The following is a 20,119-nucleotide window of genomic DNA, read 5'->3' on the forward strand; positions in this document are numbered from 1 at the left end:
GGCATACCGTCGGAACCGACCGGACACCCCGGGCCGTGGCGTCATGCCGCAAGGGAAGAGACCGTACTTCCTTCTACGTCACGCAACGGCGCGCGACAGGAGTCAGAGGACAATGCAGACCAAGCTGGACGAAGCCAAGGCCGAGCTGCTCGAAAGGGCCGCCCGGGTAGCTGAGAACAGCCCGGTCGGGGGGCACCTACCGACCGGGTCGACGAGCGAGGGCACTCCCGGCACCCCGGACAGCGAGTCCGTGCTCGCGTTCCTCCAGCGCTACTACCTGCACACCGCCCCGGAAGACCTCGCCGACCGCGACCCGGTCGACGCCTTCGGCGCCGCGGTCTCGCACTACCGTCTCGCCGAGCACCGCCCCCAGGGCACCGCGAACGTCCGGGTGCACACCCCGACCGTGGAAGAGAACGGGTGGACCTGCAGCCACACCGTGGTGGAGGTCGTCACCGACGACATGCCCTTCCTCGTCGACTCCGTGACGAACGAGCTGACCCGGCAGGGGCGTGGCATCCACGTCGTCATCCACCCGCAGTTCGTCGTCCGGCGTGACCTGACCGGCAAGCTGATCGAGGTGCTGCCGACCCCGCCCACCGGCGAACTCCCGCACGACGCGCACATCGAGTCCTGGATCCACGTCGAGATCGACCGGGAGACCGACCGCGCCGACCTGAAGCAGATCTCCGCGGACCTGCTGCGCGTCCTGTCCGACGTCCGTGAGGCCGTCGAGGACTGGGAGAAGATGCGGGACGCGGCGACCCGGCTGGCCGACGGCCTGGACAGCGAGCCCACCCCCGGCGACCTGCCGCGGCCCGAGGTCGAGGAGGCCCGCGAGCTGCTGCGCTGGCTGGCCGCGGACCACTTCACCTTCCTCGGCTACCGCGAGTACCAGCTGCGCGACGACGACACGCTCGCCGCCGTGCCCGGCACCGGCCTCGGCATACTGCGCTCGGACCCGCACCACGCCGAGGACGACCAGCACCCGGTCAGCCCCTCCTTCGAGCGTCTCCCGGCCGACGCCCGCGCCAAGGCCCGCGAGCACAAGCTGCTCGTGCTGACCAAGGCCAACAGCCGGGCCACCGTGCACCGGCCGTCGTACCTGGACTACATCGGCGTCAAGAAGTTCGACGCGGACGGCAACGTCGTCGGTGAGCGCCGCTTCCTCGGCCTGTTCTCCTCCGCCGCCTACACCGAGTCCGTGCGCCGCGTCCCCGTCATCCGCCGCAAGGTGGACGAGGTGCTGGAGCGCGCCGGGTTCTCGCCCAACAGCCACGACGGCCGCGACCTGCTCCAGATCCTGGAGACCTACCCGCGCGACGAGCTGTTCCAGACCCCGGTCGCCGAACTGCAGGCCATCGCCACGAGCGTGCTCTATCTGCAGGAGCGCCGCCGGCTGCGGCTGTACCTGCGCCAGGACGAGTACGGCCGCTACTACTCGGCCCTCGTGTACCTGCCGCGCGACCGCTACACCACCGGCGTCCGGCTGCGGATCATCGACATCCTGAAGGAGGAGCTGGGCGGCACCAGCGTCGACTTCACCGCCTGGAACACCGAGTCGATCCTGTCCCGGCTGCACTTCGTCGTCCGCGTACCGCAGGGCACCGAGCTGCCCGAGCTGTCGGACGCCGACAAGGAGCGCATCGAGGTGCGCCTGGTCGAGGCGGCCCGCTCCTGGGCCGACGCGTTCGCCGAGGCGCTGACCGCCGAGTGCGGCGAGGAGCGCGCGGCCGAGGTGCTGCGCCGCTACAACCACGCCTTCCCCGAGGGCTACAAGGCCGACCACTCGCCGCGTGCCGCCGTCGCCGACCTCGTCCACCTGGAGCAGCTGAGCGAGGACAAGGCCTTCTCGCTGAGCCTGTACGAGCCGGTGGGCGCCGCGCCCGACGAGCGCCGCTTCAAGATCTACCAGAAGGGCGGCACCGTCTCCCTGTCGAAGGTGCTGCCGGTGCTCAGCCGCCTGGGCGTCGAGGTCACCGACGAGCGGCCGTACGAGCTGCGCTGCGCGGACCGCACCACCGCCTGGATCTACGACTTCGGTCTGCGCATGCCCACGTCGGCGAACGGCAGCGGCGACTACCTGGGCGACGACGCCCGCGAGCGGTTCCAGGACGCGTTCGCCGCGACCTGGACCGGCAAGGCCGAGAACGACGGCTTCAACGCCCTCGTGCTGAGCGCCGGGCTGACCTGGCGGCAGGCGATGGTGCTGCGCGCCTACGCCAAGTACCTGCGGCAGGCCGGTTCGACCTTCTCGCAGGACTACATGGAGGACACCCTCCGCAACAACGTCCACACCACCCGGCTCCTCGTCTCCCTGTTCGAGGCACGGATGTCCCCGGAACGGCAGAAGGCCGGCCTGGAGATCACCGACGCGCTGCTGGAGGAGCTGGACGCGGCCCTGGAGCAGGTGGCCAGCCTGGACGAGGACCGGATCCTGCGGTCCTTCCTGACCGTGATCAAGGCGACCCTGCGCACGAACTTCTTCCAGGAGGCGCTCGGCGGCGTGCCGCACGCGTACGTCTCCATGAAGTTCGACCCGCAGGCCATCCCGGACCTGCCCGCGCCGCGCCCGGCGTACGAGATCTGGGTGTACTCGCCGCGCGTGGAGGGCGTGCACCTGCGCTTCGGCAAGGTCGCCCGAGGCGGCCTGCGCTGGTCCGACCGGCGTGAGGACTTCCGCACCGAGATCCTCGGCCTGGTCAAGGCACAGATGGTGAAGAACACCGTCATCGTGCCGGTCGGCGCCAAGGGCGGCTTCGTCGCCAAGCAGCTGCCCGACCCGGCCAAGGACCGCGACGCGTGGCTGGCCGAGGGCATCGCCAGCTACAAGACGTTCATCTCGGCGCTGCTCGACATCACCGACAACATGGTGGCCGGCGAGGTCGTGCCGCCGCAGGACGTCGTCCGGCACGACGGCGACGACACCTACCTGGTGGTCGCCGCCGACAAGGGCACCGCGACCTTCTCGGACATCGCCAACGGGGTCGCCGACACCTACAACTTCTGGCTCGGCGACGCCTTCGCCTCCGGCGGTTCGGCCGGTTACGACCACAAGGGCATGGGCATCACCGCGCGCGGCGCCTGGGAGTCCGTGAAGCGGCACTTCCGCGAGCTGGGCGTGGACACGCAGACCGAGGACTTCACGGTCGTCGGCATCGGCGACATGTCCGGTGACGTGTTCGGCAACGGCATGCTGCTCTCCGAGCACATCCGCCTGGTCGCCGCCTTCGACCACCGGCACATCTTCATCGACCCCACCCCGGACGCGGCCACCTCCTACGCGGAGCGCCGCCGCCTGTTCGAGCTGCCCCGCTCCAGCTGGGCCGACTACAACACCGAGCTGCTGTCGGCGGGCGGCGGGATCTTCCCGCGCAGCGCCAAGTCGATCACGCTGAACAGCCACATCCGCGAGGCCCTCGGCATCGAGGACAAGGTCACCAAGATGACCCCGGCCGACCTGATGAAGACGATCCTCAAGTCGCCGGTCGACCTGCTGTGGAACGGCGGCATCGGGACGTACGTGAAGTCGTCGGCGGAGTCGAACGCCGACGTCGGCGACAAGGCCAACGACGCCATCCGCGTCGACGGCAAGGACCTGCGCGTCAAGGTCGTCGGCGAGGGCGGCAACCTGGGCCTGACCCAGCTCGGCCGTATCGAGTTCGCCACGCACGGCGGCAAGATCAACACCGACGCGATCGACAACAGCGCCGGCGTGGACACCTCCGACCACGAGGTGAACATCAAGATCCTGCTGAACGGCCTGGTCGCGGACGGCGACATGACCGTCAAGCAGCGCAACAAGCTGCTCGCCGAGATGACCGACGAGGTCGGCGCGCTGGTCCTGCGCAACAACTACGCGCAGAACACCGCCCTGGCGAACGCGCTGTTCCAGGCCAAGGACATGCTCCACGCCCAGCAGCGGTTCCTGCGCCACCTGGTGCGCGAGGGCCACCTGGACCGGGCGCTGGAGTTCCTGCCCGCCGACCGCCAGATCCGCGAGCGCCTCAACCAGGGCCAGGGCCTGACCAGCCCGGAGACCGCGGTCGTCCTGGCGTACACGAAGATCACGGTCGCCGAGGAGCTGCTGCACACCTCGCTGCCGGACGACCCGTACCTGCGCGGCCTGCTGCACGCGTACTTCCCGACGGCCCTGCGCGAGCGCTTCGCCGAGGCCATCGACAACCACCCGCTGCGCCGCGAGATCACCACGACCGTGCTGGTCAACGACACGGTCAACACGGGCGGTACGACGTACCTGCACCGTATGCGCGAGGAGACCGGCGCCTCCCTGGAGGAGATCGTCCGCGCCCAGACCGCGGCCCGCGCGATCTTCTGCTCGGCACCGGTGTGGGACGCGGTGGAGGCCCTGGACAACAGGGTCGACGCGGCCGTCCAGACCCGGATCCGGCTGCACTCGCGCCGGCTGGTCGAGCGTGGCACGCGCTGGCTGCTGAACAACCGGCCGCAGCCGCTGGAGCTCGCCGAGACGGTCGAGTTCTTCGCCGAGCGGGTGGAGCGGGTCTGGCAGGAGCTGCCGAAGCTGCTGCGCGGCGCGGACCTGGAGTGGTACCAGCACGTGTACGAGGAGCTGTCCGCGGCCGGCGTCCCGGACGAGGTCGCCACCCGCGTGGCCGGGTTCTCCTCCGCCTTCCCGGCGCTCGACATCGTGTCGGTGGCCGACCGCATGGGCAAGGAGCCCCTGGACGTCGCCGAGGTCTACTACGACCTCGCCGACCGGCTCAGCATCACCCAGCTGATGGACCGCATCATCGAGCTGCCCCGTGCCGACCGCTGGCAGTCCATGGCCCGCGCCTCCATCCGCGAGGACCTGTACGCGGCGCACGCGGCGCTCACCGCGGACGTTCTCGCGGCGGGCAACGGCACCTCGACGCCGGAGCAGCGGTTCACGGCGTGGGAGCGGAAGAACACCGCGATCCTGGGCCGGGCCCGCACCACCCTGGACGAGATCCGCGGTTCGGACTCGTTCGACCTCGCCAACCTGTCGGTGGCGATGCGCACGATGCGGACGCTGCTGCGTACGCACTCGTAGCGGTACGGCACCGAAGGCGCCCCGGGCCGCACCCGCGCCCCGGGGCGCCTTCCTGCCGATAGGGTCGATGGATCATGCACACCGCGTCGCCTGACACCCAGCCGGAGCGCCGTACGACACGGCCGCGCGGCTCCGTCGCGCGCGCCGGCCGGGTGCTGGCCCAGGCCGCCGCTGCGCTCCTCGTGGTGCTGCTGCTCCTGGTCGTCGTCCGCCTGCCGTGGGCGGGCGACCTCGGCATGCACGCGGCCACGATCCAGCGCCTGCGGCACAGCCTCGCGCACCCCGGCAACCCGCTGGTCGACGCCGACACGCCGAGCCCGTACTACTCCCCGTGGATGCTGCTGCTCGGCATCGTCGCCAAGCTGACCGGCCTGTCGGTGTTCGTGGTCCTGCGCCTGGCGGCGCTCGCCGGAATGGGGCTGCTGGTGAGCGGCGTATGGCGGTACGTCCGCACGCTGAGCGCCCACCGCGCCGCCCCCGCCCTGGCCCTGCTGAGCCTGCTCCTCCTCTGGGGCCCGCTGCTGTTCGACTGGAGCGGCTTCCTCGGGCTGAACTCCCTCGCGCTGACGGTGTCGTACCCCAGCGTGTTCGCGCTCGGTCTCGCCTTCCACTTCTGGGCCTGGCTGACGCGGGCGGTGCGCGGGGAGCCCGGCTGGGGGAGGTGGCTCGGTCTGGGGCTGCTGTGGGCGCTGATCCTGCTGTGCCACCAGTTCACCGGGGTGGTGGCGTCCCTCGGCGCCCTCGCCGTGCTGCTCGCGGCCCGGCCGGCCCGTACGGCGCTGCTCCGGCTCGGTGCCGGGCTGCTCCTGGGGCTGCTGGTGCTGTGGCTCTGGCCGTACTACGACTTCTTCGCGCTGTTCTCCGCGGGCGCGGACCTGGAGGCCATCCACCGGCCGCTGTACCAGGACCTGACCGGGCGGTTCGGGCTCGTGCTGCTCGGGGTGGTGGCGCTGGGATCCCGCCTGCGGCGCGACCCCCGCGATCCCCTGGTCCTCTTCTTCGTCCTCGGCGCGCTGGTGTTCGCGGCAGGGGGTCTGACCGGCCACTACTCGTGGGGCCGCGCCCTGCCCGCGGCCCTGGTCCCGGCGCAGCTCGCGGCGGCGCTGGAGGTGGTGTCGGCGCGGCGGCGGGCGGTGCGGAGGGGGTGGGCGTGCGTGCTGCTCGCCGCGCTGGCGGTGGGGGCGTGGACGCAGGCCGGCACGCTCGGGTACGTGATGGGGCGGGACGCGTTGCCCGGGGCGGTCGCGCACAAGTACCGGACGCCGTGGGTGGGCTATCAGTGGATCACGCGGGCGGGAGTGCGGTACGGGGATGTGGTGATGGCCCGCACGTTCCCGGCCCGGCAGATCCCCGCGTACGGGGCGTACACCGTGGCGCCCGGGTACCCGGACGTGTTCCTGGGGGATGCGGGGCGGCGGGAGGCGGCGGTCGAGCGGTACTTCGCGGCCGGTACGGGCTCGGCGGAACGGCGGGCGATTCTCGGGGAGTACGGCGTGAAGTGGGTCGTGGGCGGCAGCCCGGCCCCCTGGCTCCGGAAGGTCGCCGTGGGTCCGGGCGGTCAGACCCTGTACCGCGTGGTGCCCTGAGCGGTAAGCGCCCCGAAGAGGCGCGGGGAACTGCGCGATCAGCCACGACGGAACCGCAGTCGATCGCGTACGGACGGCACGACGGCGCTGCGAAGCCGTCCCCTCACCTCAGCACACTCGCCGCCAGCCGCGCAGCGTTCCGTACCCGGGGTCGGGCCAGTCGGCGGACCGTCGGGCGGATCACCCGCGCCGTCACCCCCACCGGCGTCCAGCGGAACTGCAGACGGCCCGGGTTGCGGGGTTCCGGTTCGACGGTGAGTTCGTGGTGGGGGATGCGGATCCGGTGGGTCGGGAAGGTGAGCGGAGCCAGGAGCAGGCCCGAGTTGGCCAGGCCCTGCTGGTCCAGGCGGAGCACCGGGTGGCGTATGCCCTCGAAGCCGTGGAGGGGGAGCGTGGCCGCGGCGAGGTCGAGGCGGACCGTGCCTTCGAAGATGCCGGGGCGGACCGGATCCAGGCGGAACGGGACCGTCGTACGGCGTCTGCCGGGAGTCAGGAGGAGGGAGGCGCGCTGCGGGCCCACGGGGAGGCGCAGGCCGGGGTCGTACGTGCGGATCGTCAGGGTCAGCGTCGCTCCCGGGCCCGGCGTCAGCTCCGTGATCTCGTGGCGGAACTGCGCCGCGGGGAAGGGGCGGGTGTCCAGCTCCAGGTCGGAGACGTCGAGTTCGCGGCGGGCGCGGTCCGTGGTGGGCAGGGTGTCGCCCCAGAACGCGGCGCCCGTGCCGTCCGTCGTCACGTGCCGCGGTGCCACCCCGTGCCCCAGTCCCCGCGCCGCGAGCCGGGCCTCGGCAGGGCGGCCGTCCCGCAGCAGCTCCAGGACCACCCGCTCGGGGCGGGGCAGACGGGCGTACGCGGCGGGGGACAGAGTGTCCAGGTAGGGGTTCATGATGTCCGCGAAGGACGCCAGCCACTCCTCGTCCCGGTACGGCAGGTCGCCTGCGTACATCCGGAAGTCGTGCTTGAGGAACTTGTAGTCCTTGTCCTCCCGGAGTCCCGTGTGACCGCTGCTCACCAGGAACTCGTCGATCAGCCGCTGGACGTGCACGCGGTCGCGGACGTTCGTGATCTTGTGCCGCTGGTTGGAGATGGAGGCGGAGCCGGCCGCCGCGAACGGCTCGATGTACCAGACGTACACCGGGTCGGGGATGATCGTGAACGTCTTCGCCAGGCAGTACGCCTGCGCCGAGAACAGCTGGTCCTCGTAGTGGATGCCCTCGGGGAAGCGCAGCCGGTGGCGGTCCAGGAAGGCTTTCGCGTACATCTTGCTCGTCGACAGGTGCTCGAAGAGCAGACGGGGGTCGGACTCGATGCCCTCCACGGTGCGGCGCTCGGTGACCAGGTGCGGCATCCAGGTCGAGCGGCGGCCGTTGTCCACCCGGACCCGGCGGACCGCGCCCATGGCGAAGTCCACCTCGCGCTCCCGGTGGGCGGCGAGCAGCAACTCGACCGCGCGGGGCGGGAGTTCGTCGTCGCTGTCCAGGAACATCAGGTACGGCGCCCGGGCGATCTCGATGGCCCGGTTGCGCGGGGCGCTGCACCCGCCGCTGTTCTCCGGCAGGCGGATGTAGCGGATCCGGTGGTCCTGGGCCGCCAGTGCCCGTGCCACGGACGGCGTGTCGTCCGTGGAGTGGTCGTCGCTGATGACGATCTCGATGTTCGCGTGGGTCTGCGCGCGCAGCGAGGCGACCGCGCGGGGGAGGCGGGCGGCGTCGTTGTAGACGATGACCGTGACCGTGACGTCGGGGCGGGTCATGCCGTGGCCTCCTCGGGGGTCGGGGCGGGGGTGCGGTCCTCGATCGGCAGCACCGGCGGCAGCGACTCCTCCGGTTCGCCGAGGAACACCCGCCGTACGACCCGCTCGGCGGCGCGTCCGTCGTCGTACTCGCAGAACCGGCGCCGGAACGCGGCCCGCGCCTTGGCCGCGCTCTCGTCGCGCCAGGCGCCGGAGACGAAGATCTCCGCGAGTTCCTCCTGGGTGCGGGCGACCTGGCCGGGAGGCTCGGCCATCAGGTCGAAGTAGACGCCGCGGGTGGTCCGGTACGTCTCCCAGTCGTCGGCGTAGATCACGATCGGCCGGTCCAGGTTGGCGTAGTCGAACATGATCGACGAGTAGTCCGTGACCAGCGCGTCGGCGGCCAGGCACAGTTCCTCGACGGGGTCGTAGGAGGAGACGTCGATGATCCGGCCGGAGCGGCGCAGGCCGGTCAGCGGGGAGGCGGCGCCGCCGTAGAAGTAGTGGGCGCGGACGAGGAGGACGGTGTTCTCGCCGAGGCGGTCGGCGAGGGCGGCGAGGTCGAGGCGGGGGGTGAAGCCGGCCTCGTAGTCGCGGTGGGTGGGGGCGTACAGGACGGCGGTGCGGCCGGGGGCGATGCCGAGGCGGTCGCGGGCCGCGCGGACGGCCCGGGCGTCGCTGGTGTAGAAGACGTCGTTGCGCGGATAGCCGTAGTCCAGCGAGGTGTAGCGGGACGGGTAGGCGCGTTCCCACATGCGGGTGGTGTGGCTGTTGGCGCTGACGCTGTAGTCCCACTTGTCGATGCGGGCCAGCAGGGCGGCGAAGTCGAGGCCCTTGGCGGCGGCCGGGTGGTCCATCTGGTCCAGGCCCATGCGCTTGAGCGGGGTGCCGTGGTGGGTCTGGAGGTGGATGGCGTCCGGGCGTTTGACCACCGCGTTCGGGAAGTTGACGTTGTTCGTCAGGTACGTGGCGGTGGCCAGGGTCTCCCAGTAGCGGCGGGTGCCGGGGACGACGTGGTCGGTGCCGGGCGGGAGGAGGGCCGTGTTCTCCTTGCTCACCACCCACACCGGGTGGATGTGCGGGGCGAGTTCGGCGAGCTTGGCGGCGATCGCGGCCGGGTTGCAGGCCACCCCGCGGTCCCAGTAGGCCGAGAACACGGCCAGGTTCGGGTCCGGCGGGCGGCTCAGGGCGCGGCGGTACTGGTGGTCGCGGACCTTGGCGCCCAGCTGCCGTTTACGGGTCCGTACGGCCTTGCGGGCGGCGCGGCGGGTGCGGTTGGCGGTCTGGAACGCGCGGTACTTGGCGTACGCGCCCTCCTCCAGCAGCCCGTGCCGCACGCCCTCCAGGCCGGCCGGGCGCCGGTGGCCCTCGGGGCGCCAGCGGACCGCGGCCAGGGAGGCGCGGCGGAAGAACTCGCGGGCCACCGGGTCGGGCAGGTCCTCGCGGGCGAAGGTGCGCACCAGGTCGCGCACCATCAGGTCGTACAGCACCGTGCGGGGGGCGCGGCGGTCCCGGGTGAGCGCGAGCAGGGACTCGTAGCGGTCGATGAGCGCGAGCCGGTCCTCGGGGGCGCGCGGCGGCAGGCTCTCGGGGCGCAGCACGCGGTGCTCGTACGCCGGCTGGTTCAGGCAGGCGACGCGGCCGGCGTGCAGCAGGGCCGCGTGGGCGGCGTACGGCTCGTCGTCGGTGGTCAGCTCCTCCTCGTGGGTCCGCCAGAACGCGGCGCGCAGGGCGCGGTTGCCGAGCAGCGGAGTGAGACGCAGCAGGCCGGCGGCCTCGGCCAGGGGGCGCCCGGCCCGGCCGACGGCGGCCAGGTGACGGCCGTCGGAGGAGGGGGCGGCGGCGGTCTTCCAGGTGGTGGTGACGTGGTCGAAGAGGAGCACGTCCACGGGGGTTTCCGCCGCGCCGGCGGGGTCCGTGGCGTCCAGTTCGGCCGTCCGCTCGGCGATCAGGCGGGGCGCGCCGGCCGGCAGGCCGTCCTTGGCGTGGACGAAGTGCAGCCAGCGGCCGGACGCGCGGGCGGCGCCGGCCGCCCGGGCCGCCGCGTCACCGGTGCCGTCCGGCAGCGGTACGACGATCGTCTCGGGGGCGTGGCGCTCGGCCGTCTCCCGCGCCCAGTCGCCGACCGCGGCGACGATCACCTCGGCGTCGGGGAGGGGGTGGGCCGCCAAGGAGTCCAACAGCTCGGTCAGATGCCCCTGTGCGTTCGGCCCGTGGACGATCACGCTCAGCTGGGGCATCGCAGTGGACTCCTTCGGCTCGTCGACTCCGGGCGCACCTTTCATAACATACTGTCATTAGGCTGATGAAAGGGATAATCGAGCCCGGCGTCAGAGGCTGCTTCAGGAAGGAAGAGGGACTTTCGGTGCCTCGGGGTTCCCGGGAGCCTGCGCCGCCGGCTCGGGGGCCGGCTTCTTCGGCGCGGGCTTGGGGGCCGGCTTCTTGTCGCCGGTGAAGGCCTCGTACTCCTTCATGACCTCCTCGGTCGGCCCGTCCATGCGCAGTTCGCCGCGCTCCAGCCACAGGACCCGCTCGCAGGTGTCGCGGATCGACTTGTTGTTGTGGCTGACCAGGAACACCGTGCCCGCGTGCTGCCGCAGTTCGCGGATCCGCGCCTCGGAACGTTTCTGGAAGGAGCGGTCGCCGGTGGCCAGCGCCTCGTCGATGAGCAGGACGTCGTGGTCCTTGGCGGCGGCGATGGAGAAGCGGAGCCGGGCGGCCATGCCGGAGGAGTACGTGCGCATCGGCAGGGTGATGAAGTCGCCCTTCTCGTTGATCCCGGAGAAGTCGACGATGTCCTGGTAGCGCTCCTTGATCTGCTCCCGGGACATGCCCATGGCGAGGCCGCCGAGGAAGACGTTCCGCTCGCCGGTGAGGTCGTTCATCAGGGCGGCGTTGACGCCCAGCAGGGACGGCTGGCCGTCGGTGTGGATCTGCCCGCTCTCCACGGGGAGCAGGCCCGCGACCGCCTTCAGCAGGGTCGACTTGCCGGAACCGTTCGTCCCGATGAGCCCGATCGCCTCGCCCTTGTACGCGACGAACGACACCTTCTTCACCGCGTGCACCTTGCGCACGCCGGCCGCCTTCTCGGCCTGCTTGCGGCGCAGGATGCGGTTGAGGGCGGCGGTGGCGGAGCCGCGGCCCGCGCCGGTGCCGTTGACCCGGTAGACGATGTCGACGCGGTCGGCGACGACGGTGGGGACCTTGTCGTTCACGTTCTCAGCCACGGCCGTACGTCTCCTCAGCCTTCCAGAAGTAGATGAAGCCGCCGACGCCGGCGAGCAGGGCCCAGCCGGTGGCCGCCGCCCACACGTGCGGGGGCAGGGACTTGGCGTGGAAGCTGTCGATCAGCGCGAACCGCATCAGGTCGATGTAGACGGCGGCCGGGTTGAGCTGGAGCAGGACGGTCACCAGGTGCGGCAGCTTGTCGTGCTTGGTGATCTTGTCGATGCTCCACATCACGCCGGACACGTACATCCAGGTGCGCAGCACGAAGGGCATCAGCTGGGCGATGTCCGGGGTCCTGGCGCCCATGCGCGCCACGATCATCGACACGCCCGCGTTGAAGGTGAACTGGAGCACGAGGGCAGGGATCGCCAGCACCCAGGAGAAGGCGACCGGCACGCCGAAGACGAGCAGGATGACGACCAGCGCGGCCATCGAGAACAGCAGCTGCTGGAGCTGCTGGAGCGCGAAGGAGATCGGCAGGGCGGCGCGCGGGAAGTGCAGGGCGCGGACCAGGCCGAGGTTGCCGGAGATCGCCCGGGTGCCCGCCATGATCGAGCTCTGCGTGAACGTCCAGATGAACACGCCCGTGACCAGGAACGGCACGTAGTCGGGCACGTGCTGCTTGGTGCCGAGCAGCACGCCGAAGATGAAGTAGTAGACCGCCGCGTTCAGCAGCGGGTTCATGACCTGCCAGATCTGGCCGAGCTTCGCCTGGCTGTACTGGGCGGTGAGCTTGGCGGTGGCGAAGGCGCTGATGAAGTGGCGCCGGGCCCACAGCTGGCGGACGTACTCGGGCAGGGAGGGACGGGCACCGCTGACCGACAGGCCGTGCCGGGCCGCGAGCGCCGCGAGGTCGTCTTCGGCCGGGGCCTGGGTGGGGGGCGGTGTGTGGAGGACCTGACTCACATCCGCTGCTTTCGCTCGGGGGTGGGGGTGCCGCGCCCGGCTTTCACCGGGAGCGCCGCGTCCGAGCCCGTCGTCCGGCGTTTCCTTACGCTTCTCTTCACGTTCTCTTACGTCGGGACGGGACCGTATCGTCGTTACGTGAGAGTAGGCCCAACGCACGTCGGAACGCAACCGTTTCGTCGTAACGCCCTATGCTGTGCGGTATGACGACGAACGAGCCGCCGGCGCGTCCGCGCCGCCGGGCGCCCGCCGGGGCCGCCGTGCTCCGGGAGGACGTGACCGAGGCCATCCGGGCGGCCGTCTTCGAAGAGCTGGCGGCCGCCGGCTACGCCCGCATGTCCATCGAGGGGATCGCCCGCCGGGCCGGCGTCGGAAAGACGGCGGTGTACCGGCGCTGGCGTTCGAAACTCCACCTGGTCCTGGACGTCGTCTCCGCGATGGCGGTGACCGGCTTCCCGGTGCCCGACACGGGGTCCCTGGAGGGCGACCTGCGCCTCCTCTACGAGCTCACGTCCCGCGCCCTGCGCCACCCGGTCGCGTCCCAGATCATCCCCGACCTCCAGGCCGAGGCGGCCCGCAACCCCGAGATCGCGGAGGCCTTCCAGAAGGCCCTGCGGGACGGCCAGGAGGGCGTGGCCAGCCGCATCGTGGCGGCGGCGGAGGCGCGAGGCGAACTCCGCCCGGACATCGACCCCGACCTGGCCCTGGACCTGATCTCCGGCCCCCTCTACTGGCGCTCGGTGGTCATCCGCTCCCCCAGACTCCCCAAGGGCTACCTGGAACAACTGGCCCGCGCCACTACGGGGGCACTCAAGGCGTTGTGACGCGCAGGCGGTCCGCAGCGCGCCGGCGGGTCGCCTACGACCGCGCCGCCTCCGGATGGTGGTGTACCCAGCCGTCCCAGGCCGAGGTGATCATGTCCTGGACGTCGTGCTTGGCGTGCCAGTTCAGTTCTGTGGCGATCCGGGTGGCGGAGGCGACGACGCGGGCCGGGTCGCCGGGGCGGCGGGGGGTGGTCGTCGGCGGGCGGTTGTAGCCGGTGACCGCGTTGATGCGGTCGATCATCTCGCGGACCGACACGCCCTCGCCGCGGCCGATGTTGAAGGTCAGGTCGGTGCCGGGGGAGGAGCTCAGGGCACGGGCGACGGTCACATGAGCCTCGGCCAGGTCGACCACGTGGATGTAGTCGCGGACACAGGTGCCGTCGGGGGTCGGGTAGTCGTCGCCGAAGATGCGGGGCGGTGCGCCCTCGGTGAGCCGTTCGAAGACCATCGGGATCAGGTTGAAGACGCCGGTGTCGGCCAGCTCGGGGCCGGCCGCGCCCGCCACGTTGAAGTAGCGGAGCGACGCCGTGGCCAGGCCCGTCGCCCGGCCCGTGGCGCGGACCAGCCACTCGCCGGCCAGCTTCGTCTCGCCGTAGGGGGAGACCGGGCGGCAGGGGGTCTCCTCCGTGACCAGGTCGACGTCGGGCATGCCGTAGACGGCCGCCGAGGAGGAGAAGAGGAAGGACGGGATCTGCGCCGCCGTCACCGCCTCCAGCAGGACGCGCAGGCCCTCCACGTTCTCCCGGTAGTAGTGCAGCGGGCGGTCCACCGACTCGCCCACCTGCTTCTTCGCCGCCAGATGGACGACCCCGGTGATCTCGTGCCGGGCGAACACCCGGGCCAGCCGGTCCGCGTCCAGGACCGAGCCGCGCACCAGCGGGACCTCGGCCGGTACGCGCGCGGCGACGCCCGTGGACAGGTCGTCGTAGACGACCGCGCGCTCGCCCGCCTCGGTCATCGCCCGTACGACATGCGCCCCGATGTATCCGGCGCCGCCGGTGATCAGCCAGGTCATGTGCGGCCGTCTCCTCGTCAGCTCGTCGGCCGGCCCGGGTCCCGGGTCCCCGTTCCGTGTCTCAGTGAAGCAGGCGGCGGAGCCGGCCGCGGACCACCCCGAGCACTCCGCGCACACCTGTCGCCACACGCACCGCCAGCGCGCCGGAGTGCGTGGCGTACGGCTGCGCCAGGAGCACGCCGTGCACGACGCTCGGAACGGCGCGCCGGCGCAGCCGGCCGGCGCCCGCGAGGGCGTGCGCCGTGACCTCCCGTCGCGCGCCGTCCGCGAAGCGGAGCGTCAGTCGCAGATCCCAGGTGCCCGAGCCCAGCGCGGCCAGGTCGACGGGCACCTCGGCCGACCAGACGTCCGCGCCGGCGGGCGTGAGCGCCACCGTCGCACGCCCGCGTGTCCGCTCGTCCTCGCGCGCCCGCCACTCCACGTCCACCTCGCGCGGGCCCGCCTCGGCCACCCTCCCGTACAGCTCGTGGAGCCGCAGGCGCAGCAGCGAGGCACGTGCGCGCGGGCGCAGTTCCGCGTCCACCGCGAGGGGGAGCGCGGGCACGGGCCGGGTCAGGAGCGGGGCCAGGGAGACCTGCGGGAGGTCGGGGGACCAGACCGGGGCCCCGTCGGGCGTACGGGCGTAGGGCGGGAGCAGCCGCGCCGGCCGGGCGGCGAGTTCGCGCAGCCGGGGCAGGTCGCGGGGCTCGGGGGACGCCAGGACGACCCGCGCGAGCAGCCGGCCGGGGGCGCCGGGGTTCAGCTCCCAGTCGGCCGCGTCGTAGCGCGTGAGGTACTCCCGGGTGCACGCCCACCACGCGCGCCGGTAGTGCGCGTCGCGCAACCCCAGCTCGCGCGCATACATACGCACGTCATGGTCCAGGAACTTGGCGCGCGCCGCCCGCGCCAGCTCCTTCTGCCCGGCGCTCAGCAGAATGTCGTACGCCAGCGCGCACGCCTCGATGCGCGCCGTCCAGTTCTCGACGCGCTCCCGGTCCAGCGAGAGCGACAGCCGCTCGGCCGACCGGCGCACCTGCCACACGTACACCCGCTCCGGTACGAGCGCGACGCGCGGGCTCGCGGCCAGCACGCGCGCGGTGAAGACGAAGTCCTCGTAGAGGAAGCGGCCCTCGGGGAAGCGGATGCCGTGCTCGCGCAGGAAGGCGGTGCGGTACAGCTTGTTGACGCACAGCGTGTCGTGGACCAGCCGGGGTCGCTGGGAGGGGCGCGCGAGGACGGCGGGCGTTGTGTAGAGGGGCGCCTGCCACGGCTGCTCGCGCCCCGAGGGCAGCTCCCGGCGCACGCACAGCCCGCTCGCGACCTCGGCGCGCGCCTCCGTGGCCGCCGCCAGCAGCGCGTCCACCGCACCGGGCGGCAGCACGTCGTCGCTGTCCAGGAACATCACGTACGGCGCCGTCGCCGTGTCGATCCCGGTGTTGCGCGGACTGCCGCAGCCGCCGCTGTTCACGCTTCGGCGCACCACCCGCAGCCGCGGCTCGCCGGCGGCCAGCCGGGCGAGCAGCCCGTCGCTGCCGTCGGTGGAGCAGTCGTCCACCGCGATCACCTCGGCGACCGCCGGCCCCTGCGCCAGCGCCGAGCGCACGGCATCGGCCACATGGGCGCGGTCGTTGTACCCGATGACGACGACGGCGACCTGCGGTGCCGGTTCCGGACCCGGCGCGGGCGCGGGTGCCGGGTGAGGGTCTCGCGGTTCTGGATGCATGGGGTCCACGGGCCGGGAGCGGAAGAATGTTCGGTAATACCCCGTTAAGAGGCGCTTAGCGCTCGATCCGGAAGACGGTCGGAACCGGCTCGGGGTTGCGTCGTCGGCGCACTCTTTCCGGCCGGTGGCCGCGAGGCCCGCCACAGCCGCGCGAAGGACAGCACGGCGGCGGCCGTCAGCAGCCCGTTCCGGGCCAGCATCAGCAGGCACCCGGACCAGGTGCCGCCCACCACCTCGTGGTAGCAGAGCGGGTACGCCACGGTGCTCAGCACGCACGCCGCCAGGATCAGCGCCGCCACCGGCCGCTGGCTGGTGTGCCGCGAGGTCAGGCACACGGCGGCCAGCCCGATCAGCCAGATCATGTACTGCGGGCTGATGACCCGGCTGGTGACCGTGAACAGCAGCACCGCGCTCAGCGCCGCGTCGTACGGCGTGGCCGGGCCCCAGTGCCGCGCCCGCACCCGCCACAGCACCAGCAGCCCGAAGGAGACCGCCGTCAGCGCGAGGGAGGCGGCGGCGACGGCACGCACGTGCGGGCCGACCATCTCGATCGCCCCGTACTGATAGCGGGACCGGCCCGGCCAGCCGGCGTGCCGGGCCAGGTTGAGCGCCGTGCCGCCGAGCGACTCGATCTGCACGCCCCGGCCGCCCTGCTCGCGCAGGAAGGACAGCGGGTGGGCGAAGAAGGCCGCGAGCAGGGCGAGGCACGCGACCCCGGCGCCCGCGGCCCACGCCCACGCCGTCCGCGTCGGCCGGCCCCGGGGCGTGCCCAGCAGCGCCAGCGCGGGCCACACCTTCACCAGCGCGCCCAGCGCCCCGAGCGCACCGCCCGCGCGCGGGGAGCGCGCCGCGGCCAGCAGGGAGAGCATGGCGAGGGCGGTGACCTGGACGTCGTACCGGGCGAGCGGCAGGTGCAGCAGCAGCGGCAGGCCGCCGGTCCACACGGCCGCGCCGAGCAGCCGGCGCCCGGGCCGGCTGCCCGCCCGGACCAGCGCGGCCGTGGTCAGCGCGTCCACGGCCAGCGTGAGCAGCACGAACGCCTGAAAGTACGTCAGGCCGGGCAGCAGGCCCGGCGCCAGCACCACCGCGCCGGCGCCCGGCGGGTACTGCCACAGCGTGTCGTGCACCGGGAAGGAGCCGTGCGCGAGGACTCCGTACCAGTGGAAGTAGAGCCGCCACACCTCCCGGGTCACGGAGCCGCCGCCCAGCAGGCGGGCGCCGCTGTGGGTGATCAGCCACAGCATCAGGGCCCGGGTGATGAGCCACAGGGCGGTGACGGCGAGGACCGGGCCGGAGGTGACACGGGGACGGTTCATCACATGGGAGCCTAAGCGGTGCCGATGGTGTATCCATGCTGATACGCCGTCAACAACGTCAAATATTGGCTAATCGCAAGAGATCGGGCCATGGTGAACGTCAGGCTTCCTGCGAAACCCCTGTCGCGCCGCGCGGCCGGCGCGACCACTGGCGTACCGACCGGTGCAACGAGCCACCCCCCGCATCGGGCACCGCGGCACGCCGGCGAGCGGCTCCGTCGGGCCGCCGTCGTGGGCGTGCCCGCGCTGGTGATGCTGGTGCTCGGGCTCTGGGGGCTCGACCGGGGCGGCATATGGCGCGACGAGGCCGTCAGCTTCCAGGTCGGGCGCCGTACGGTGCCGGAGATCTGGCATCTTCTGCACGGCGTGGACGCGGTGCACGGCCTGTACTACCTCCTGCTGCACGCCGTCCTCGCCGTCCACCCGGGCGAGGTCGTCCTCCGGCTGCCGTCGGTGCTGGCGGCGGCCGGCACGGCGGGCATGGTCGCCGCCCTCGGCAGCCGGCTGGTCCGGCCGCGGGTGGGCCTGTGGGCCGGACTGCTCTACGCCGTCACTCCGATGGCCGGGCACTACGCCCAGGAAGGCCGCTCCTACGCCCTCGTCGCGGCCGGCGCCACCGGCGCGACCCTCCTCTTCGTCCGGGCCGTGCGAGGCGGCTCCTGGTGGCCGTACGGCGTCGTCCTCGGCCTCACCTGCTGGCTGCACGAGTTCGCGGTGCTGCTGCTCCTCGCCCACGCGGTGTCGCTGGCGCTGGCCCGCCCCGGGGGGCGGGTGTGGCGGGGGTGGGGGTGTACGGCCACGGCGGTCGTGCTCGCGCTGCTGCCGATGGTGGTGGTGTCGCGGGGGCAGTCGGCGCAGTTGGCGTGGCTGCGTCCGCCGACGGGGGAGACGGCGGGCGGGCTGCTGCGGCACCTTCTCGGGCCGACGGACGAGGTCTACTGGGTCTGTCTCGGGCTCGCTCTGGTGGGGCTGGCGGGCATCGTGGGGCGGCGCGGGGAGATCACGTGCGCCGGGGTCGCGCTGCCGGTGGTGGTGGTTCCGCCGGTGGCGCTGATGCTGGCGTCGCAGGTGTCGCCGCTGTACGTCGACCGGTATGTGCTGTACGCCCTGTCGGGGGCACCGCTGCTGGTGGCGTGCGGGGCCGACCGGGTGGCCGGGCTGGTGGCGCGGCTGCGGACGGGCGACCGCCGGGTGCCCGCCCTCCCGGGGGCGCTCGGCCTCGCCCGGCCGGGGGGCATCCCGCGCCCCCTGCTGCCGTCCCCCTGCGCCACCCTCACCGGCGTGCTGGCCATCACGCTCTCCGCCCTCCACCAGTACCCCGTTCTCCACAAGGACCGGGACCCCGCCCGCCGGCCCGACGACCTCGCCGCCGTGTCCCGGCTGGCGGCCCGGCAGCTGCGCCCCGGAGACCCCGTGCTGTTTCTGCCGCTGTCGATGCGGAACGTGGCGCTCACCTACCCCGGGGCGTTCCGGGGCGTGCGGGACGTGGCGCTGGTGTCGGGGGCGGCCGAGTCGGGGACGCTGTACGGGCGGGAGGCCGGCGTGGCCGAGCTGCGCCGCAGGCTGGCACGGCTGGACCGGGTGTGGGTGGTCGCGGACCGCAGGACGCTCGCCGGCCGCTGGGCCCCGCGCGGTCCCGTCGAGCGGACCAAGGCCGCCGTCCTCTGGCAGCAGTTCACCGGCCGTGAGGGAGCCGTGCGGGGCTGGGTGACCGTACGGCTGTACGTCCGCCCGGTCAGCGGGCGGTCCGGGCCTCCGCCTCCGCAGCCGCGTCCAGAGCGGTGGTGAGCTGGTCGAGCCGGGCGCGCAGCTCGCCGATCTCCGCCAGGTCGAAGCCGGTCGCCGACATGATCCGGCGCGGCACCTCCAGGGCCCGCTCACGCAGTGCCGCGCCCTCCTCGGTGAGGTGGACCCGGACCGACCGCTCGTCCTCGGCGCTGCGCTCGCGCCGCACCAGACCGGCCCCCTCCAGCCGCTTGACCAGCGGGGACAGCGTGCCCGAGTCGAGCCGCAGCTGCTCGCCGAGCTTCTTGACCGGCAGGTCGCCCTGCTCCCACAGCACCAGCATCACCAGGTACTGGGGATAGGTGAGCCCGAGGTCCTTGAGGATCACGCGGTAGACGCCGTTGAAGGCGCGGGACGCGGCGTGCAGGGAGAAACAGATCTGGCGGTCCAGGCGGAGCCAGTCGGCGGCGGGGGCAGCGGTGGCGGTCATGGCACCAGGATAGCTCTTGCGGGCCATTTAGTTGTGCACAACTTAATTGTGTGCTCTACTTGTGGTCGTACGGCGGTCAGGACAGGGGCCGCCGGAACATCCGACTTCGTAAAAGGGATGGTCCCCATGGACGCGCTCTACACCGCCGTCGCCACCGCCACCCACGGCCGTGACGGCCGTGCCGTCTCCTCCGACGGCAAGATCGACCTCAAGCTGGCCCCGCCGGTGGAGCTGGGCGGCAACGGCGAGGGCACCAACCCGGAGCAGCTCTTCGCCGCCGGCTACGCCGCCTGCTTCGGCAGCGCCCTCGGCCTCGTCGGACGCCAGGCCAAGGTCGACGTCAGCGACGCCGCCGTGACCGCCGAGGTCGGCATCGGCAAGCAGGGCGAGGGCTTCGGGCTGAAGGTGAGCCTGCGGGTCGAGCTGCCCGACACCGTGGACCAGGAGACCGGCCGCAAGCTGGTCGAGACCGCCCACCAGGTCTGCCCGTACTCCAACGCCACCCGCGGCAACATCGAGGTCGACCTCGTCATCGAGTGACCACC

General features: G+C 72.5%; 13 protein-coding genes. 5 read left to right on the plus strand and 8 right to left on the minus strand.

The features are described from left to right. Window positions 1–112: 112 nt before the first annotated feature. Window positions 113–5,053 (plus strand): NAD-glutamate dehydrogenase, encoded by a 4,941-nt coding sequence (locus ABZ937_RS09060; protein ID WP_361687835.1) that lies wholly within the window; start codon window positions 113–115, stop codon window positions 5,051–5,053. Between the two features lie 74 nt (window positions 5,054–5,127). Next, window positions 5,128–6,639: a hypothetical protein gene (locus ABZ937_RS09065; RefSeq protein WP_361687838.1), complete on the plus strand. Its 1,512-nt coding sequence runs from the start codon at window positions 5,128–5,130 to the stop codon at window positions 6,637–6,639. A gap of 103 nt (window positions 6,640–6,742) precedes the next feature. On the opposite strand, the gene ABZ937_RS09070 is transcribed toward ABZ937_RS09065, so the two are convergent. The 4 genes from ABZ937_RS09070 to ABZ937_RS09085 form a co-directional block, all read right to left on the minus strand. Further along, window positions 6,743–8,389, minus strand: a complete 1,647-nt coding sequence (locus ABZ937_RS09070) for a glycosyltransferase family 2 protein (RefSeq protein ID WP_361687841.1) — start codon at window positions 8,387–8,389, stop codon at window positions 6,743–6,745. After that, window positions 8,386–10,608 (minus strand): CDP-glycerol glycerophosphotransferase family protein, encoded by a 2,223-nt coding sequence (locus tag ABZ937_RS09075; RefSeq protein ID WP_361687844.1) that lies wholly within the window; start codon window positions 10,606–10,608, stop codon window positions 8,386–8,388. The genes ABZ937_RS09070 and ABZ937_RS09075 overlap by 4 nt, the downstream gene beginning before the upstream one ends. 102 nt (window positions 10,609–10,710) lie before the next feature. Further along, window positions 10,711–11,595 (minus strand): ABC transporter ATP-binding protein, encoded by an 885-nt coding sequence (locus ABZ937_RS09080; RefSeq protein WP_361687847.1) that lies wholly within the window; start codon window positions 11,593–11,595, stop codon window positions 10,711–10,713. After that, entirely contained in the window at window positions 11,588–12,502 is a 915-nt protein-coding gene (locus ABZ937_RS09085) for an ABC transporter permease (RefSeq protein ID WP_361687850.1), read from the minus strand. Before ABZ937_RS09085 ends, ABZ937_RS09080 begins: the two co-directional genes overlap by 8 nt. Window positions 12,503–12,705: 203 nt before the next feature. Between ABZ937_RS09085 and ABZ937_RS09090 the strand changes: the two genes are divergently transcribed. Next, on the plus strand, window positions 12,706–13,326 hold the full coding sequence (locus ABZ937_RS09090; protein WP_361687853.1) for a TetR/AcrR family transcriptional regulator: 621 nt from the start codon (window positions 12,706–12,708) through the stop codon (window positions 13,324–13,326). 34 nt (window positions 13,327–13,360) lie between these two features. Here the strand turns inward: ABZ937_RS09090 and galE are convergent, their stop codons facing one another. The 3 genes from galE to ABZ937_RS09105 all read right to left on the minus strand — a co-directional run bounded on the left by galE (window position 13,361) and on the right by ABZ937_RS09105 (window position 17,359). Further along, window positions 13,361–14,341 (minus strand): UDP-glucose 4-epimerase GalE, encoded by a 981-nt coding sequence (gene galE, locus ABZ937_RS09095; RefSeq protein ID WP_361687856.1) that lies wholly within the window; start codon window positions 14,339–14,341, stop codon window positions 13,361–13,363. A 61-nt stretch (window positions 14,342–14,402) separates the two neighbouring features. Continuing rightward, window positions 14,403–16,043: a glycosyltransferase family 2 protein gene (locus tag ABZ937_RS09100; RefSeq protein WP_361687859.1), complete on the minus strand. Its 1,641-nt coding sequence runs from the start codon at window positions 16,041–16,043 to the stop codon at window positions 14,403–14,405. Window positions 16,044–16,087: 44 nt separating this feature from the next. Continuing rightward, window positions 16,088–17,359, minus strand: a complete 1,272-nt coding sequence (locus tag ABZ937_RS09105) for a glycosyltransferase 87 family protein (RefSeq protein ID WP_361687862.1) — start codon at window positions 17,357–17,359, stop codon at window positions 16,088–16,090. A 237-nt stretch (window positions 17,360–17,596) separates the two neighbouring features. On the opposite strand from ABZ937_RS09105, the gene ABZ937_RS09110 reads away from it, so the two are divergent. Beyond that, window positions 17,597–19,147: a glycosyltransferase family 39 protein gene (locus tag ABZ937_RS09110; RefSeq protein WP_361687865.1), complete on the plus strand. Its 1,551-nt coding sequence runs from the start codon at window positions 17,597–17,599 to the stop codon at window positions 19,145–19,147. Here ABZ937_RS09110 and ABZ937_RS09115 read toward each other — a convergent pair. Beyond that, complete coding sequence (locus ABZ937_RS09115) at window positions 19,095–19,601, minus strand: MarR family transcriptional regulator (RefSeq protein WP_361687868.1); 507 nt, start codon at window positions 19,599–19,601, stop codon at window positions 19,095–19,097. The two genes, ABZ937_RS09110 and ABZ937_RS09115, sit on opposite strands and share 53 nt — an antisense overlap. 99 nt (window positions 19,602–19,700) lie before the next feature. On the opposite strand from ABZ937_RS09115, the gene ABZ937_RS09120 reads away from it, so the two are divergent. After that, the gene (locus tag ABZ937_RS09120; RefSeq protein WP_361687871.1) at window positions 19,701–20,114 is read left to right on the plus strand and encodes an organic hydroperoxide resistance protein; all 414 of its coding nucleotides are present in this window, start codon (window positions 19,701–19,703) and stop codon (window positions 20,112–20,114) included. The last annotated feature ends 5 nt before the right edge of the window (window positions 20,115–20,119 follow it).

The organism is Streptomyces sp. NPDC046727, from assembly GCF_040645635.1.
In the GTDB taxonomy this organism is placed as follows: Bacteria; Actinomycetota; Actinomycetes; order Streptomycetales; family Streptomycetaceae; genus Streptomyces.